This is a genomic window from Microbacterium sp., from assembly GCF_035687345.1.
GTDB lineage: Bacteria > Actinomycetota > Actinomycetes > Actinomycetales > Microbacteriaceae > Microbacterium.
This window is the reverse complement of record NZ_DASRXZ010000079.1, coordinates 1-15446: the sequence shown is the minus strand read 5'-3', so window position 1 is coordinate 15446 and position 15446 is coordinate 1. Positions and strand designations below refer to the sequence as shown.

Genomic DNA, 15446 nt, shown 5'->3' with positions numbered 1-15446 from the left:
CGAGCTCGATCTGCGTCAGGCGCCCATGGCGCTTGAGCGACTCGACCAGGCGCGCCCGGTTCGCTTCCCGGAGCGAGGACTGCGAGCCGGGTGGAGTGTTCCGGCGTACCACGGTGGACACTGTACCGGACGGGGTGGAATCGATGCCGGGAACGGCCCGCTCCGTGAGCGTCAGCGCTTGCCGGCCGCGAGGCGGATGAGCACGACGTTGCCCGACTCGTCGACCTCGGCCACGTCGGTATGCGCCTTGACGAACTCCGAGAAGCTCTTGTGCCCGTACGCCCGCTCGCTGAAGGAGGGGTCGAGCCGCTTGATGAGGCTCTTGACGGCCGACGCGTGCTGCCACTCGTCGCCCTCCTTGTCGCTCTCGAGCCGCAGGGCGCGCTCGAGCAAGTCCGCCCCGGGGTCGGTCGTCTTCTTGCGTCCGCGGCGGCGGGCGGGCGCCGCGTCCTTCTTCTCCGAGGGCTCGGGCGCCTCGGCCGGCGTGACACCGGGGAGGGCGTCGTACGAGTCGAACTGGTCGCACGCGGCGGCGAGCGCCTTCGCGGTCGAGCCCGCGACGCCGACGCCCACGACGAACCGCCCGAGGCGCTTGCAGCGCTGCGCGAGCGGCACGTAGTCGGAGTCGCCCGCGACGATCACGACGTGCGTGAGGTCGGGGAGGCGGAACATGTCCTCGACGGCGTCGACGGCGAGCCGGATGTCGGCGCCGTTCTTCGCGTACGCGGCGGTCGGGAACAGTTGCACGAGATCGACTGCACGTGCGACGAGCTGCGTCCGGTACACGGCGTTGACCGGCGAGGACCAGTCGGCGTATGCGCGCGTGAGCACGAGCGTGCCGAACGACGCGGCGTAGTCGATGATCGCGCCGACGTCGACCGTCGCGCGCTGCAGGCGCTCGGCGACCTCGGGCGCGATGGGCGTCTCGGCGATGCGCGCGCGATCGCGCGAATACGCGTTGCGGCCGTGCACGCGGTCGTACCACGACATGACGATGTTGTCGAAGTCCAAGTAGACGGCGACGCGGGCGTTCTGCGAGTCCGGCATGCGTTCAGTGTGCCAGCGGACCGCTTGATCCGTCGCTATTCCGTCTCGCTCGGATAGCGCACGCCGATCTGCCTGCGGATCTCGTCGAGGGCGCCCATGATCGCGATCGTCTCGTCGATCGGGAGCACATCGCTGTCGGTCTGGCCGGCCGCGACGTACCGCTCGGCGGCGAGCGCCTGGTAGTGCATGCCGCGGCCCTCGACCTGCGAGATGTAGTCCTCGAGGACCGCGCCGTCGGGCGCGATGAGTCGGAACGACGTCGCGTTGTACCAGACGCGGTCGATGTCGATGCGCGCCTCCGTGCCGACGATGTGAGCCGTGTTCGGACCCGCAGAACGCGACGCCGAGATCGAGGTCGAGATCGCGCCGTCCTCGTGCGTGAAGATCGTCGCGACCTCGGTGTCGGCGCCCGTCTCGCCGAGGCGCGCGGACGATGCGATAGCGCGCGGCGCACCGAGCACGTCCCACGCGAACGAGATCGGGTAGACGCCGAGGTCGAGGAGCGCCCCGCCGCCCAGTGCGAGGGCGTTGAGGCGGTGGTCCGGATCGGTCGAGATCCTCTGCGTGTGGTCGGCGAACACGGCCCGAACGTCGCCGAGCGCGCCCGCTGCGAGCAGTTCGCGCACGCGAACCATATGCGGCAGGTACCGCGTCCACATCGCCTCCATCGCGAGCAGGCCGCGGTCGCGCGCGACGTCGCGCACGCGCGTCGCCTCGGCCGCGTTGATCGTGAAGGGCTTCTCGACGAGCACATGCTTGCCGTGCTCGAGCGCGAGGATCGCGTTCTCGGCGTGCATCGGATGCGGAGTGGCGATGTAGACGATGTCGACGTCGTCGTCCTCGACGAGCGCCTCGTACGTCTCATGCGCGTGCGGAATCCCGAACTTCTCGGCGAACGCCTGTGCGGCGCCCGGGCGGCGGGCGCCGACAGCCCGGACGTCGAGCCCCGCCGTGCGGAGGTCGTTCGTGAACGCGTGGGCGATGCCGCCCGCGGCGAGGATGCCCCACCGCAGGCCGGAGGTCGAGTCGGTCATGCCCCGAGCGTAGCGATGCGCGAGGTCATCCGGCGAAGGCGGGAACGGCGGATGCGGCATCCGTCGTGGCCACCTCGGCGTCAGGCGCGGCCGGGCCCGCGACCGCGAGCGCTCGATCGAGATCGGCGATGACGTCGGCGGCGTCTTCGAGGCCGATTGAGAGGCGCAGGGTCGTCCACGCGATGCCCGCTTCGGCGAGCTGCGCGGGGGAGAGGTGGCTGTGGGTCATCGAGGCGGGATGCGCGATGAGGCTGCGTGCGTCGCCGATGTTCGCGACGAGCCGCACGACTCGCAGGCGCTCGACGACCCGCTCGGCGAGTGCGAAGTCCTGCTCGACATCGCCGGTCGAGTGTAGGTCGAACGAGAAGACGGATCCCGCCCCGCGAGGGAGGTACTCGGCGGCGGCCGCGCGCCACGGACTCGACTCGAGCCCCGGGTGGTGCACGCGCGCGACCGCGGGGTGCTGCTCGAGGAAGCGCGCGACCTGAAGCGCCGACGACGAGTGGCGCTCCATGCGCAGGTCGAGCGTCTCGAGTCCCTGGAGCAGCTGGAAGGCGTTGAAGGCCGACAGCGACGGTCCGAGGTCGTGCACGTACTTCGTCTTGACGAGCGCCGTGTACGGCGAGCCGTTCGCGCCGAAGCGCTCGGCGAGACTGCCACCCGGCGCGCGGCGGTACGTCTCGATGATCTGCGGCCAGCGGGAGGGCTCGCGCGTGAAGTCGAACGTGCCGAGGTCGACGACGAGCCCGCCGAGGGACGTGCCGTGCCCGCCCAGGAACTTCGTCGCCGAGTGCACGACGATGTCGGCGCCGAAGTCCTTCGCGCGCTGCAGGTACGGGGTGGCCAGGGTCGCGTCCACGACGAGGGGGACGCCGGCGTCGTGCGCGACGGCGGCGACACGGCGCAGGTCCAGCACCTGCGCGTTCGGGTTGGTGATCGACTCGGCGAACACCGCACGCGTCTCGGGGCGGACGGCGGCGGTCCACGCATCCGCATCGTCCTGATCGACGAAGGTCACGTCGATGCCCCAGTCGGCGAAGGTCTCGCCGAGCAGGTCGACGGTGCCGCCGTAGAGCTGGCGGGCCGCGACGATGTGCTCGCCCTGCTTGGCGAGCGCCAGCAGGGCGACGGCGACGGCGGCCTGACCGGATGCCACACCGGCAGCCGCGACGCCGCCCTCGAGCGCGGCGATGCGCTCCTCGAGCACGAGCACCGTGGGGTTCGCGGCGCGGCTGTAGATGTCTCCGTCACGGCGCAGGGCGAACAGCTCGCGCGCCTCGGTGAGCGAGGAGAAGGCGAAGGCGTTCGACTGGTGGATCGGCGGGACGGCGGTGCTGTGGACGACACCGGGCTCGTACCCGGCCTGGACCTGAGCCGTCGCGAAGCCGCTGGAAGGCTCGGACATGCGTCCATTCTCGCGGCGGGCGCGCGCGGTCTCGAAGAACGTGTCGAACTGTTGCGCCGGCGGGTCGGGGCACCGCCCATGATGGGAGCATGCATCCCCTCATCTCGGCCCGCGAGCTTGCGGCCCTCCTCAACCGCGGAGCCACCGTCCGGCTGCTCGACGTGCGCTGGCGGCTCGATCGTCCCGACGGCCGCGCGGAGTATCTCGAAGGGCACCTTCCCGGCGCGGTGTACGTCGATCTCGACCACGAACTCGCGTCGCACGGACGGCCTGAGGACGGGCGCCACCCGCTCCCGACGCGTGATGCGCTCGAGCGCGCCGCGCGGCGGTGGGGTCTCCGCGACGGCGACACCGTCGTCGCGTACGACGACGCCGGCGGGCTCGCGGCGGCGCGCGCATGGTGGCTGCTGTCGCACGCGGGCGTGGCCGATGTGCGCGTGCTCGACGGCGGGCTGTCGGCGTGGACGCGGGAAGGGCTGCCGCTCGAGGCGGGCGACGTCGAGCCCGAGCCGGGCGACGTCGTGCTGCACGATGTCACCGAGGGCGTCGCCGGGATCGAGGACGCGGCGGCGTGGCCGGGCAGGGGCGTGCTGCTGGATGTGCGGGCGGCGGAGCGCTACCGCGGCGAGGTCGAGCCGCTCGACCCGATCGCGGGGCACATCCCGGGTGCCGTGAACCTCCCGATCTCCACGCTCCTCGCCGACGGGCTGCTCCGCTCGCCCGACGAGCTCCGGGCGGCCTTCGAAGCGGCCGGGGCCACGCCCGGCACGCCCGTGGCCGCGTACTGCGGCTCGGGCATCACCGCCGCGCACGCCGCGCTCGCGGGCGTCGTCGCAGGTATCGACGTGACGGTGTACCCCGGCTCGTGGAGCCAGTGGTCGAACACGCCGGGGCGACCGGTCGCGACGGGCGCGGAGCCCGGCGAGCTCTCGGCGTAGACGCGTCAGGGCACGAGCACGATCTTGCCGTCGGTGCCCTGCTGGAGAAGACGGTGGGCCTCGACGGCCTCGGAGAGCGGCAGCGACGGCCCGAGCTCGACCGTGAAGCGCCCCGCCGCCATGAGGGCGAGGGTGACGGGCATCGCCTCGGCGCGCCACGCGAGCTGCTGAGGAGTCATGGGCACCGGCGAACCGCCGGAGAAGGCACGGATGCCGCGCCCCGCCGCATCCCGTCCGCGCACGAGCGTCGCGATGCGGTCCTTGTCCTCAACGAGAGTCTCCGAGACGTCGAGGGCCTCGTCGGTGCCGGCGGCGTCGATCGCGACGGTGACGCCGTCGGGCGCCGCCTCGCGCACGCGCTCGAGGAGCCCGTCTCCGTACTCGACCGGCGTGGCGCCGAGCTCGCGCACGCGGTCCGCCCGCCGCCGCGACGACGTCGCCACCACCCGTGCGCCCCACAGCACCGCGTACTGGATGACCGCCTGGCCGACCGCTCCCGAGCCGGCGTGCAGGAGCAGCGTGTCGCCCTCGCCTACGGCGAGCGAGCGCAGCGTCTGATACGCCGTTCCGACCGGCACGCCGAGCGCCGCGCCTTCGGCGGCCGACACCGCGGGCGGCCGCGGCACGACGTGCGACGCGGGCATCACGAGCTCCGTCGCGTACGAGCCGGGTGCCGCGAACGCGATGACGTGCTCGCCGACCCGCAGGCCCTCGACGCCCTCGCCGACCGCGGTCACGACGCCGGCGGCGTCGGCGCCCACGCGGCGAGGACTCGTGATCTCGCCCGAGGCGCGGGCGCCGCTGCGCAGCTTCGCGTCGATGGGGTTGACTCCGGCCGCTTCGATGCGGACGGCGACCTCGCCCGCCGCCGGCGGCGGCACGTCGATGTCGACCAGGGTGAGCACCTCGGGTGCTCCGAACTGCGTGTAGACGATCGCCTGAGCCATACCGAAACGCTAGCGCCGCGGGGCGCCCGCGGAGGCGGTCGCGCCGACATCGCGCAGGGCCTTCGCGATGCGCTGCGGCGAAACGGGCTCGGCCGTGCCGAGGCGCTGGGCGAACAGGCTCACTCGGTACTCCTCGAGCAGCCACCGCACATGCACGAGCGCCTCCGGGGCATCCGACGCGGGCGGAATCGTGCCGCCCGCCTCGGTGTATTGCGCCGTCGCGCGCTCGATCTCGGTCATACGCTGCCGGTCGCGTCCGGCGTTGTCGGCGAGCCCCTGCACGCGCTCGAGCGCGCCCTGGAGGTAGCGCGGCACGTGCGCGAGGCGCGCGAGCCCCGTGCGCGACACGAAGTCCGGGAACACGAGTCCCGCGAGCTGGGCCTTGACGTCGTTCAGGGCTCCGAGCAGCGTGAGCGAGTTCTGCGACCGCAGGGAGCGCTCGACCTCGCGCGCGGTCGTGAGGATGCGCGCGGTGAGCGACACCGCCGCGAACAGCTCGTCGACGACCGCGGCCGAGAACGCGTCGCGCACGCGCTCGAACTCGGCGCGCGAGCGCACGACGCCCGACGCGGTGCGGGCGATGACGGCATCCGCGACCGCGACGCGCGCGTCTTCGATGAGCGCCTTGGCGGACGGGTAGGGCGATGCCGCGAGGGCGAGCTTCTCGGCAGACGTGAGGTGCTCGAGCACGTACGCCGCGGGGGACGGCACCGCGAGCAGCATGAGACGTCGTACGCCGGCATGAGTGGCCGCCTCCGCGGCCCCGGGTGTCGACTCGATGCGCAGCGCGACGGTCGAGCCCTCGTCCACGAGCGCGGGGTAGCCGCGCACGACGCCGCCCGCGACCTTCGTGTCGACGACCTCGGGGATGTCGTCGAAGGACCATTCGGTGAGTCCGGATGCCTCGGCGAAGCCGGGGCCGCCCGCAACCCCACCCGGACGCGGCGTCGGGGAGCGGGGGATCGCGCCGCGCTTCGTCTCGCTCGCTTCGCTCGCTCCCGCGGCGACCGGCGAGGAGGGCGACCGGGTGAGCGACTTCGCGACGGCGCCGCGCGCCTTCCCCGCGAGTCGCTGCTGCAGCGCCGTCAGGTCTCGATCCGACCCCGCGGCGCGGCCTCGCTCGTCGACGGCACGGAACGACATGCGCAGGTGTGCGGGCACGCGCTCGAGGTCGAAGTCGGCCGCGGTCACGGGCTGGTTCGCGATGCGCTGGATGCGGGCCGCGAGTGCGTCGCGCAGCGTCGTCGGCGGAAGTCCGTCGTGCGACTCGGGTCCTTGCCCCTCGAGCTCCTCCGAGAACCGCGCCGCCCAGTCCGCCGCGGGGACGACGTGCCGCCGGATCGCCTTCGGCAGCGACCGGATGAGCCCCGCGATGAGCTCGTCCCGCATGCCTGGCACCTGCCAGTCGAAGCCGTCGGGTCGTAACTGGGCGAGCAGCGCGAGCGGCACCACGACCGTCACGCCGTCGTCGGGCGCGCCGGGCTCGAAGCGATACGCGAGCGACAGCACTTGGTCGCCCTGCCGCCAGCGGGCGGGGAAGTCGCGCTCGTCGGAGCGCGCCGCCTCGTCGAGCAGGTCGGACTCGCTCATGTCGAGCAGGCGCGGTGTGCGGACCGACGTCTCCTTCCACCACGTCGCGAACGATCGCGCGTCGAAGACATCGCGCGGGATGCGCGCGTCGTAGAACGCGAACACCGCCTCGTCGCCCACGAGGATGTCGCGGCGCCGCTCGCGCTCCTCGACCTTCTCGAGCCGGCGGCGCAGCTCGAGGTTCCGCCGCTCGAACGCCGTGAGCTTCTTGTCGCCGCCGAGGAACGCCGTCGAGTCCCACTCACCTTCGACGAGCGCGTGGCGCACGAACAGCTCGCGTGCCAGCGGCCTGTCGAAGCGCGCGAGCTGCACGCGGCGTCGGGGCACGATCTCGACGCCGAACAGCGTGACCTTCTCATACGCGGATGCCGCCCCCGCCGTCTTCGACCAATGCGGCTCGCTCAGCTGCCGTCGCGCCAGGTCGCCCGCGAGATCCTCCGCCCACGCCGGATCGATCGCGGCGGCGGTGCGAGCGAACAGGCGCGACGTCTCGACGAGCTCGGCCGCCATCACCGCCGACGGATTCTTCTTGCGGAGGCCCGACCCGGGGAAGATCGCGAACCGCGCGCCGCGCGCGCCGACGTACTCACCCCGCCCCGGACGACCGCCGCCCGGACCGCGACGGTCCTTCGGCGGGTTGAGCGTGCGCGCGTCGAGGATGCCGATGTGGGAGAGGAGCCCCGACAGGATCGCGCGGTGGATCGCATCCGGGTCCGCGACGCCCGTCTCGTCGGTGCGAGGCGCGCGCATGAGGGTGCTGAGCTGGCGGTGCACATCGAACCATTCCCGGACGCGCACATAGTTCAGGTGCTCCGAGCGGCACAGCCGCCGGAACGCGCTCGAGCCGAGCGAGGCCTGCTGCTCCTGCAGGTGGTTCCACAGATTCAACAGCGTCAGGAAGTCGCTCGTCGGATCGACGAAGCGCGCGTGCATCCGGTCGGCCTCGTCGCGACGCTCCTCGGGGCGCTCGCGCACGTCCTGGATCGACATTCCGGCGACGATCGCGAGCACGTCGCGCAGCACGCCGGAGCGACGTGCCTCGATGAGCATGCGCGCGAAGCGAGGGTCGATCGGCAGACGCGCGAGCTCGCGCCCGAGATCCGTGAGACGTGGGCCGGATGCTTCGCCGTCGCGGGACGAGGCACGCGGCATCCGCACCGCCCCCAGCTCCACGAGCAGGTCGAACGCCGCCCTGACGCCCCGCGAGTCGGGCGGGGTGAGGAACGGGAACGACGAGATGTCGCCGAAGCCGAGCGTGAGCATCTGCAGGATGACGCTCGCGAGGCTCGTGCGCAGGATCTCGGGCTCGGTGAACTCGGGCCGGCGCTGGAAGTCCTCCTCGGAGTACAGGCGGATCGCGATGCCTGGCGCCGTACGCCCTGCGCGCCCGGAGCGCTGCTGCGCCGATGCCTGAGAGATCGCCTCGATCGGCAGCCTCTGGACCTTGCTGCGGTTGCTGTAGCGCGAGATGCGCGCGGTGCCGGTGTCGACGACGTAGCGGATGCCGGGAACCGTGAGGCTCGTCTCGGCGACGTTCGTCGCGAGGATGACCCGTCGGCGCACGCCCGCGACCGTCGAGGGCTCGAACACGCGGTGCTGCTCGGCGGAGCTCAGGCGCCCGAAGAGCGGAAGCACCTCGGTGGGAGCGGCGTCTCGTGCGTACATGCCGCGAACGGCATCCATCGCATCGCGGATCTCGGCCTCGCCCGGGAGGAAGACGAGCACGTCGCCCGCCTGCTCGCGGTCGAGCTCGCGCAGCGCCGCGACGATGCCGTCGACGTCGTCGTCCGCATCGTGCGGTCGGTATCGGATCTCGACGGGGTAGGTGCGCCCCGATACCTCGATGATCGGGGCCGGCGTGCCGTCGCGCTGCGCGAAGTGCTTCGCGAAGCTCTCGGGATCGATCGTCGCGCTCGTGATGATGACCTTGAGATCGGGCCGCTTCGGCAGGATGCGCGTGAGGTAGCCGAGCAGGAAGTCGACGTTGAGCGATCGCTCGTGCGCTTCGTCGACGATGATCGTGTCGTAGCGGCGCAGCAGGCGGTCACGGTGGATCTCGTTGAGGAGGATCCCGTCGGTCATGAGCGCGATGCTCGTGTCGGGTGACACCTTGTCGGTGAAGCGCACCTTGTAGCCGACGGTCGAGCCGAGCGGGACCTGCAGCTCCTCCGCGACGCGCTCGGCGATCGTGCGCGCGGCGATGCGCCGCGGCTGCGTGTGCGCGATGCTCGTGCGGCCCAGTTCGAGGCAGATCTTCGGCAGCTGCGTCGTCTTCCCCGAGCCCGTCGCACCGGCGACGATCACGACCTGGTGGTCGCGGATGGCGCGCGCGATCTCGTCCCGCGCGGCGCTGACGGGCAGCTCCGGCGGGTAGGAGATGACGGGAGAGGGCGCAGACACAGCCCTCCATCGTACGGCGGCGGGTGGCGGCGATGGCGGAATGGGGTCTTGACTCACAGAGTGGTTTGCAGTACAAAGTAGTTCATGACTGAGCGAACGCGGATCCGAGCCGCCCTCGAGGCGCGACCGTACGCGGGCAGGGCCACCGGGCTCCTTGTCGGCCGCGTCGCGCTCGTGGGCGTCGCATCCGTGGCCGTGTGGGCCGTGTTCCTGCCGACCGGCGCCACGGCGTTCCCGCCCTCGCCGCTGTTCGCGGTGCTGGGGATGGTGCTCGTCAACCTCGTGTGCCTGTGGTGGGTGCGCCGTCTCGTGCATGACCGGGGCGGGCGCCTGCGCGACCTGATCGGGTACGCGCGTGCTCGGCTCGGCCGCGACATCCTGTGGGGGCTCCTGTGGCTCGTGGTGCTCTACGTGCCGTTCGCGCTCACAGTGCTCGGCGTGATGGCGCTGCAATACGGCGCCACGACGTTCGAGGCGTTCGAGACGGTGTTCTTCGATCCGGCATCCGTGCCCGACCTTCCGCAGTGGGCGATGTCGATGCTCGCCGTCGTCGCGGTGCTGACGTTCGCGCCGCTCAACGCGCCCGTCGAGGAGCTCGTCTACCGCGGGTACGGCCAGCAGGGGATCGCGACGCGCATGCCGATCGCCTTCGCGGTCGTCGTCTCAGCGTTGTTCTTCGGTGCGCAGCACGTCTTCTACGCTCCGACCGCGTCGGCCGTGCTCGTCTACGCGTGCGCGTTCTTCGTATGGGGGATCGGCTCGGGCATCATCGCGCATCGCCAGGGGCGCCTCCTGCCGATCATCGTCGCGCACTTCCTCGTCAATCTCTTCAGCACCGCTCCGGCGCTCGCGATCGCGTGGCTGCCGCAATGACCGAAACCGCAATGACCGAAACAGGAAGGGAGCCGTCGATGACACCCGACGAACCGGCCGACGAGGGCCTCGACACGGCCATGGATCCGGCGGCCGCGCTCGAACTGCTCACGAGCGAGCAGAACCGGATGCAGCGCCGCATGGCCGCGGGCCTCCCCGTGATCCTGGGGGCGTGGGGCATCGCGTGGAGCGTCGGCTTCACGATGCTGTGGCTGATCGACGGACTGGCGCCGGGGTTCCGAATGCCGCTGCCGATCGCCGTCGTCACGTTCATCGTGCTCATGGCGGGGGCGGTCGTCGTGAGCGCCGTCGCGGGCGCGCGCATGGGGCGCGGCATCCGTGCCGGCGCGGCCGCGGCCTGGACGGGATCCGTCTTCGGGCTCACCTGGCCGGTCGGGTTCGCCGCGATCTTCGTGCTCGGGAGCGCGCTGCTGTCGGCGGGCATGAGTCGCGAGGTCGCGAACATCTACTACCCGACGGCGTCGGTGATGTTCGTCGGCATCATGTACTTCCTCGCCGGTGGGATCTGGCAGAACTGGGGCTCGATCGTGATGGGCGGCTGGATCGTGCTCGTCGCGTGCATCGCGCCGTTCTTCGGGTATCCGACGCACTACCTCGTGTTCGCCGTCGCCGGCGGCGGGGTCTTCCTCGTCGCGACCGTCCTGACCGCGATCTGGGCGTACGGCAGGCGAGACTCCGGGACGGGACGGCGATGACCGACCTCGACCCCGTCATCCACGCGCAGGGGAGACTGCGGATCACCGCGGCGCTCGCCACGCTCGACCCGGACGAGAGCATCTCGTTCCCGCGGCTCCAGGAGCTGCTGGGGATGACGGCCGGGAACCTCTCGACCCACCTGCGCAAGCTCGAGGACGCCGGCTACGTCGACGTCGCCAAGAGCTTCAAAGGTCGCACACCCGTGACCTACCTCTCCCTCACCAGAGCAGGGCGCCGTGCGTTCGAGGACTACACGGAGACCCTGCGTTCATTCCTCGGAGGCGTTTCATGAGCTCCACCTCTCTCGCACGCTTCGACCGCGTGACGCGCCGTTTCGGCGATCTCGTCGCCGTCGACGACGTGACGCTCGACATCGAGCCCGGGGCGATCCTCGGGCTGCTCGGACCGAACGGCGCCGGAAAGACGACGCTCCTGTCGATGCTGCAGGGACTGCGCCGACCGTCGTCCGGCACCGTGACGCTCTTCGGCGGCGACCCGCGCGACGCGCGCTCGCGCCGGTATCTCGGCACCACCCCGCAGGAGACGGCGCTGCCCGAGACGCTGCGGGTCGGCGAGGTCATCGACTACGTCGGCGGCCACTTCGCCGATCGGATCGAGACGGATGCCCTCGCCGAGGAGTTCGGGCTGACCGACCTCCTGCGCCGCCAGAGCGGGTCGCTGTCGGGCGGGCAGAAGCGGCGGCTCGCCGTCGCCCTCGCGTTCGTCGGACGACCTCGCCTCGTGCTGCTCGACGAGCCGACGACCGGACTCGACGTCGATGCGCGGCGCGTCCTGTGGGATGCGATCCGGCACCAGCACGAGCTCGGCGCGACCGTCGTCGTCACGAGCCACTATCTCGAGGAGATCGAGGCGCTCGCGCAGCGCGTGATCGTGCTCGGCGAGGGACGCGTGCTCGCCGACGACTCGGTCGCGCGCATCGTCGCCCGGGTCGGTGTGAGCCAGGTGCGGCTCGAGACCGACGAGCCCGACGCCCTCGACTCGCTGGACGGCGTCGTGCACCGCGAGGCCGCCGACGGCGTCCAGCTCCTCACCGTGGCCGACTCGGATGCGTTCGTGCGAGCGCTCGTCGGCTCCGGCATCCGATTCCGCAATCTGGGTGTGCGCGGCGCGACCCTCGAGGAGGCGTTCCTCGCACTGACCGCGCACCGCACCGCGGACGAACTCGTCTCAACCGTTGGAAAGGAACAGCGATGAGCACCCTTGCTCAGACCGGTCCGTCGCTCGCGCGCCTGACGCTGCTGCACGCCCGGTATCAGTTCATCGAGACGATCCGCGTGCCGATGGCCGTCATCGGAACGCTCGTCTTCCCCGCGCTCGCACTCGTGTTCTTCGTGGTGCCCCAGCGGGCCGTCGCCGAGAACCCCGTGTACGCGACGCAGGCCGTCATCTCGCTGGCGGTGTTCGCCGTCATGGTGAACGCCCTGTTCGGCTTCGGCCTCGCGATCGCCGAGAGTCGCGGCAAGCCGTGGGATCCGTACCTGCGCACGCTCCCCGCGCCGGGGCTGGCCCGCGTGCTCGCGCTGATGCTGTCGACGGGCACGCTCGGACTCCTCGCGGTGATCCCGGTGATCGCCGTCGGCGGGCTGCTGACGGCGGCCGAGGCGTCGCCCGCGCGGATCGTCGCGGGGTTCATCGCGCTCGCGATCTCCGCGATCCCGTTCATGCTGATCGGCATCGCGATCGGGTACGCGATGTCGTTCAAGGTCGCGATGGCCGTCATCCAGATCGCGATGTTCGCGCTCGCGTTCATCGGCGGGCTCTTCCTGCCCCCGCTCCTGTTCCCGGAGTGGCTCGACGTCATCTCGCGGTTCACCCCGGCGCGGCAGGCGCGCGAGCTGGTCATCTGGGCGGTCGAGGGCGGCGCGCTCCAGTGGTGGGTGTGGGTCGGCATCCTGGCGTGGACCGCGGTCTCGCTCGCGCTCGCCCTCGTGCTGTTCCGGCGCGACGAGGGGCGTCGCTACCACTGAGTCGGATGATGCGAGCGGGCCGGTCCGCGAGGGGCCGGCCCGCTCGTAGGCTTGTCGCATGACCATCCCCAGCGTGACCCTCAACGACGGCAATCTCATTCCCCAGCTCGGATACGGAGTGTTCCGCGTTCCGCCGGCAGACACGGAGCGAGCCGTCAGCGAGGCCCTCGAGCTCGGCTACCGCCACATCGACACCGCCGCGATCTACGGAAACGAAGAGGGTGTCGGCGCCGCGATCGCCGCGAGCGGCATCGCGCGCGACGAGCTGTTCGTCACGACGAAGCTCTGGAACGACCGCCACGACGGCGACGAGCCGAACAAGGCCATCGCCGAGAGCCTCGAGAAGCTCGGCCTCGACTTCGTCGACCTCTACCTCGTGCACTGGCCGACCCCGGCCGCCGACAACTACGTGCACGCGTGGCAGAAGCTCATCGAGCTGCGGGACGCGGGCCTCACACGCAGCATCGGCGTCTCGAACCACCTCGTGCCGCACCTCGAACGCATCGTCGCCGAGACCGGCGTCGTCCCCGCGGTCGACCAGATCGAGCTGCACCCCGCCTACCAGCAGCGCGATGTGACGACGTGGGCGGCCGAGCACGACGTGAAGATCGAATCGTGGGGGCCGCTCGGTCAGGGCAAGTACGACCTCTTCGGCGCCGCTCCCGTCGCGGCCGCCGCGATGGACCACGGCAAGACCCCCGCGCAGGTCGTCATCCGCTGGCACCTGCAGAAGGGCTACATCGTCTTCCCGAAGTCGGTGCGCCGCGAGCGCCTCGCCGAGAACCTCGACGTGTTCGACTTCGAGCTCACGGCGCCGCAGATGGCCGCGATCGACGCGATGGACCCGGGCGACGGCTCGGGTCGCGTGAGCGCCCACCCCGACGAGGTGAACTGACCCGAGAGTAGCCTGGGACTGTGCCCCCAGGGACGGATGCTCCGGACCGAGGCGATTCGGGAATCTCCCGCCTCGCCGCCTCGACGAGCCCGTACCTGAGGGCACATGCCGGCAATCCCGTCGCCTGGTACCCGTGGGGCGACGCCGCGTTCGCCGAGGCGGCGCGCCGCGGCGTGCCCGTGCTCGTGTCGATCGGCTACTCGACCTGCCATTGGTGCCACGTGATGGCGCGCGAGTCGTTCGAGGACCCCGAGCTCGCCGCCGTCCTCAACGACGGCTTCGTGAGCATCAAGGTCGATCGCGAGGAGCATCCCGAGGTCGACGCGGCGTACATGGCCGCGGCATCCGCCTTCAGCCGGAACCTCGGGTGGCCCCTCACCGTCTTCACGACGCCGACCGGCCGCCCGTTCTTCGCGGGCACGTACTTCCCGCCCGAGCCGCGTGTCGGGCTGCCGTCGTTCCGCCAGGTGCTCGACGCCGTGCGCGAGGCGTGGCTGATGCGCCGCGGCGAGGTCGAGCAGACGGGTGCGGCGATCGTCCAGGCGCTCGCGGCCGCTCGCGAACCGGAGACACCGGACGGCGCCGCGGTCCCGACCGTGGACGAGCTCGCCCGCGCCGCCCGCGCGCTCGCCGACCAGGAGGACCCGGAGTACGGCGGCTTCGGCGGCGGCAACCCGGCGGCTCCGAAGTTCCCCGTCGCGACGGCGCTTCGGTTCCTGCAGACTCCGCTCGTGCGAGAGGCGGCGGGCGGGGCATCCGCCGTGGCCGACCGCGCGCTCGCGGCGATGGCGGCGTCGGAGCTGCGCGACCCCGTCGAAGGCGGGTTCTTCCGGTATGCGACGCGCCGCGACTGGACCGTGCCGCACTACGAGCGCATGCTCACCGACAACGCGCAGCTGCTCGACGTCGCGCTCGACGCGGGCGACGATGAGACGGCGCGCGGCGTCGCGGGCTTCCTCATCGGCGTGCTGCAGCAGCCGTCGGGGGGCTTCGGCGCAGCCCAGGACTCGGAGTCGTGGATCGACGGCGCGCGCAGCGAGGGCGGCTACTACGCGCGCGACGCCGCGGGACGGACAGAGCTCGAGCCGCCGGCCGTCGACGGCAAGGTCGTCACGGGGTGGAACGGTCTCGCGATCGCGGCGCTCGCCCGGGCGGGATCGCGGCTCGGCGAGCCCGCGTGGATCGAGGCCGCACGGTGGGCGGCCGACGCCGTGCTCACGACGAACGTCGACGCGGACGGCCGCCTCGTGCGCGCCTCGCTCGACGAGATTCCGTCGCGCGCGCCGGCGACGCTCGCAGACTACGGCCAGTTCGCGGGGGGACTCCTTGCGCTCGCGGCGGCGACCGGCGACGTCGTGTACGCCGTGCGGGCGCGCGACGTCGTCGCGGCGTGCGTCGAGGAGGATCGGATGCCGCGCCCTCCGACCGGCGGAGACCCCGTGCTCTCGGCACAGGGCGTCGAGGCACCCGCCGAGGCGAGCGACGGCGACGAGCCGTCGGGCCCGGCGTCGATCGCGCTCGCAGCGCTCGACCTGTGGCGGCTCGGTGCGGGGGAGCGGTGGCGCAGGGTCGCGGAGCGGATCGTCGCCGCGCACGCGCCGAGGGCGCTGGC

Annotated in this window: 13 protein-coding genes; 8 read left to right on the top strand and 5 right to left on the bottom strand. The window is 71.9% G+C overall.

Features of this window, described 5'->3' with window-relative positions:
• Positions 1-171 precede the first annotated feature (171 nt).
• The 3 genes from VFF97_RS09185 to VFF97_RS09175 are packed head-to-tail and all read right to left on the bottom strand — an operon-like array spanning position 172 to position 3486.
• Positions 172-1047, bottom strand: a complete 876-nt coding sequence (locus tag VFF97_RS09185) for an NYN domain-containing protein (protein WP_325033196.1) — start codon at positions 1045-1047, stop codon at positions 172-174.
• A gap of 35 nt (positions 1048-1082) precedes the next feature.
• Entirely contained in the window at positions 1083-2081 is a 999-nt protein-coding gene (locus VFF97_RS09180; RefSeq protein WP_325033195.1) for a Gfo/Idh/MocA family oxidoreductase, read from the bottom strand.
• Between the two features lie 25 nt (positions 2082-2106).
• Complete coding sequence (locus VFF97_RS09175; protein ID WP_325033194.1) at positions 2107-3486, bottom strand: O-acetylhomoserine aminocarboxypropyltransferase/cysteine synthase family protein; 1380 nt, start codon at positions 3484-3486, stop codon at positions 2107-2109.
• Between the two features lie 89 nt (positions 3487-3575).
• On the opposite strand from VFF97_RS09175, the gene VFF97_RS09170 reads away from it, so the two are divergent.
• On the top strand, positions 3576-4424 hold the full coding sequence (locus VFF97_RS09170; protein ID WP_325033193.1) for a sulfurtransferase: 849 nt from the start codon (positions 3576-3578) through the stop codon (positions 4422-4424).
• 5 nt (positions 4425-4429) lie between these two features.
• Here VFF97_RS09170 and VFF97_RS09165 read toward each other — a convergent pair whose 3' ends face one another.
• Together VFF97_RS09165 and hrpA are read right to left on the bottom strand one after the other, a co-directional pair.
• Complete coding sequence (locus tag VFF97_RS09165; protein ID WP_325033192.1) at positions 4430-5371, bottom strand: NADP-dependent oxidoreductase; 942 nt, start codon at positions 5369-5371, stop codon at positions 4430-4432.
• A 9-nt stretch (positions 5372-5380) separates the two neighbouring features.
• The gene (gene hrpA, locus VFF97_RS09160) at positions 5381-9361 is read right to left on the bottom strand and encodes an ATP-dependent RNA helicase HrpA (RefSeq protein ID WP_325033191.1); all 3981 of its coding nucleotides are present in this window, start codon (positions 9359-9361) and stop codon (positions 5381-5383) included.
• A gap of 84 nt (positions 9362-9445) precedes the next feature.
• Here hrpA and VFF97_RS09155 point away from each other — a divergent pair, with 84 nt between their 5' ends.
• The 7 genes from VFF97_RS09155 to VFF97_RS09125 form a co-directional block, all read left to right on the top strand.
• The gene (locus tag VFF97_RS09155) at positions 9446-10234 is read left to right on the top strand and encodes a CPBP family intramembrane glutamic endopeptidase (protein ID WP_325033190.1); all 789 of its coding nucleotides are present in this window, start codon (positions 9446-9448) and stop codon (positions 10232-10234) included.
• Between the two features lie 38 nt (positions 10235-10272).
• Positions 10273-10950: a hypothetical protein gene (locus VFF97_RS09150; RefSeq protein WP_325033189.1), complete on the top strand. Its 678-nt coding sequence runs from the start codon at positions 10273-10275 to the stop codon at positions 10948-10950.
• Positions 10947-11243 carry a transcriptional regulator gene (locus tag VFF97_RS09145; protein ID WP_325033188.1) on the top strand — a complete coding sequence of 99 codons (297 nt, stop codon included), beginning with the start codon at positions 10947-10949 and terminating at the stop codon, positions 11241-11243. Before VFF97_RS09150 ends, VFF97_RS09145 begins: the two co-directional genes overlap by 4 nt.
• Positions 11240-12166: an ABC transporter ATP-binding protein gene (locus VFF97_RS09140; protein WP_325033187.1), complete on the top strand. Its 927-nt coding sequence runs from the start codon at positions 11240-11242 to the stop codon at positions 12164-12166. The genes VFF97_RS09145 and VFF97_RS09140 overlap by 4 nt, the downstream gene beginning before the upstream one ends.
• A complete protein-coding gene (locus tag VFF97_RS09135) occupies positions 12163-12939 on the top strand; it encodes an ABC transporter permease (RefSeq protein WP_325033186.1) in 777 nt (258 codons plus the stop codon). Before VFF97_RS09140 ends, VFF97_RS09135 begins: the two co-directional genes overlap by 4 nt.
• 58 nt (positions 12940-12997) lie before the next feature.
• Complete coding sequence (locus VFF97_RS09130) at positions 12998-13834, top strand: aldo/keto reductase (RefSeq protein WP_325033185.1); 837 nt, start codon at positions 12998-13000, stop codon at positions 13832-13834.
• A 20-nt stretch (positions 13835-13854) separates the two neighbouring features.
• Positions 13855-15446, top strand: a 1592-nt coding sequence (locus tag VFF97_RS09125; RefSeq protein WP_325033184.1) for a thioredoxin domain-containing protein, incomplete at its 3' end; no start/stop codon positions are given.

Coding starts and splice junctions, on each gene's coding strand:
- VFF97_RS09145 (WP_325033188.1), top strand. CDS start 10,947: ATGACCGACCTCGACCCCGTCATCCACGCGCAGGGGAGACTGCGGATC.
- VFF97_RS09180 (WP_325033195.1), bottom strand. CDS start 2,081: ATGACCGACTCGACCTCCGGCCTGCGGTGGGGCATCCTCGCCGCGGGC.
- VFF97_RS09135 (WP_325033186.1), top strand. CDS start 12,163: ATGAGCACCCTTGCTCAGACCGGTCCGTCGCTCGCGCGCCTGACGCTG.
- VFF97_RS09165 (WP_325033192.1), bottom strand. CDS start 5,371: ATGGCTCAGGCGATCGTCTACACGCAGTTCGGAGCACCCGAGGTGCTC.
- VFF97_RS09150 (WP_325033189.1), top strand. CDS start 10,273: ATGACACCCGACGAACCGGCCGACGAGGGCCTCGACACGGCCATGGAT.
- VFF97_RS09175 (WP_325033194.1), bottom strand. CDS start 3,486: ATGTCCGAGCCTTCCAGCGGCTTCGCGACGGCTCAGGTCCAGGCCGGG.
- VFF97_RS09155 (WP_325033190.1), top strand. CDS start 9,446: ATGACTGAGCGAACGCGGATCCGAGCCGCCCTCGAGGCGCGACCGTAC.
- VFF97_RS09185 (WP_325033196.1), bottom strand. CDS start 1,047: ATGCCGGACTCGCAGAACGCCCGCGTCGCCGTCTACTTGGACTTCGAC.
- VFF97_RS09170 (WP_325033193.1), top strand. CDS start 3,576: ATGCATCCCCTCATCTCGGCCCGCGAGCTTGCGGCCCTCCTCAACCGC.
- VFF97_RS09140 (WP_325033187.1), top strand. CDS start 11,240: ATGAGCTCCACCTCTCTCGCACGCTTCGACCGCGTGACGCGCCGTTTC.
- VFF97_RS09130 (WP_325033185.1), top strand. CDS start 12,998: ATGACCATCCCCAGCGTGACCCTCAACGACGGCAATCTCATTCCCCAG.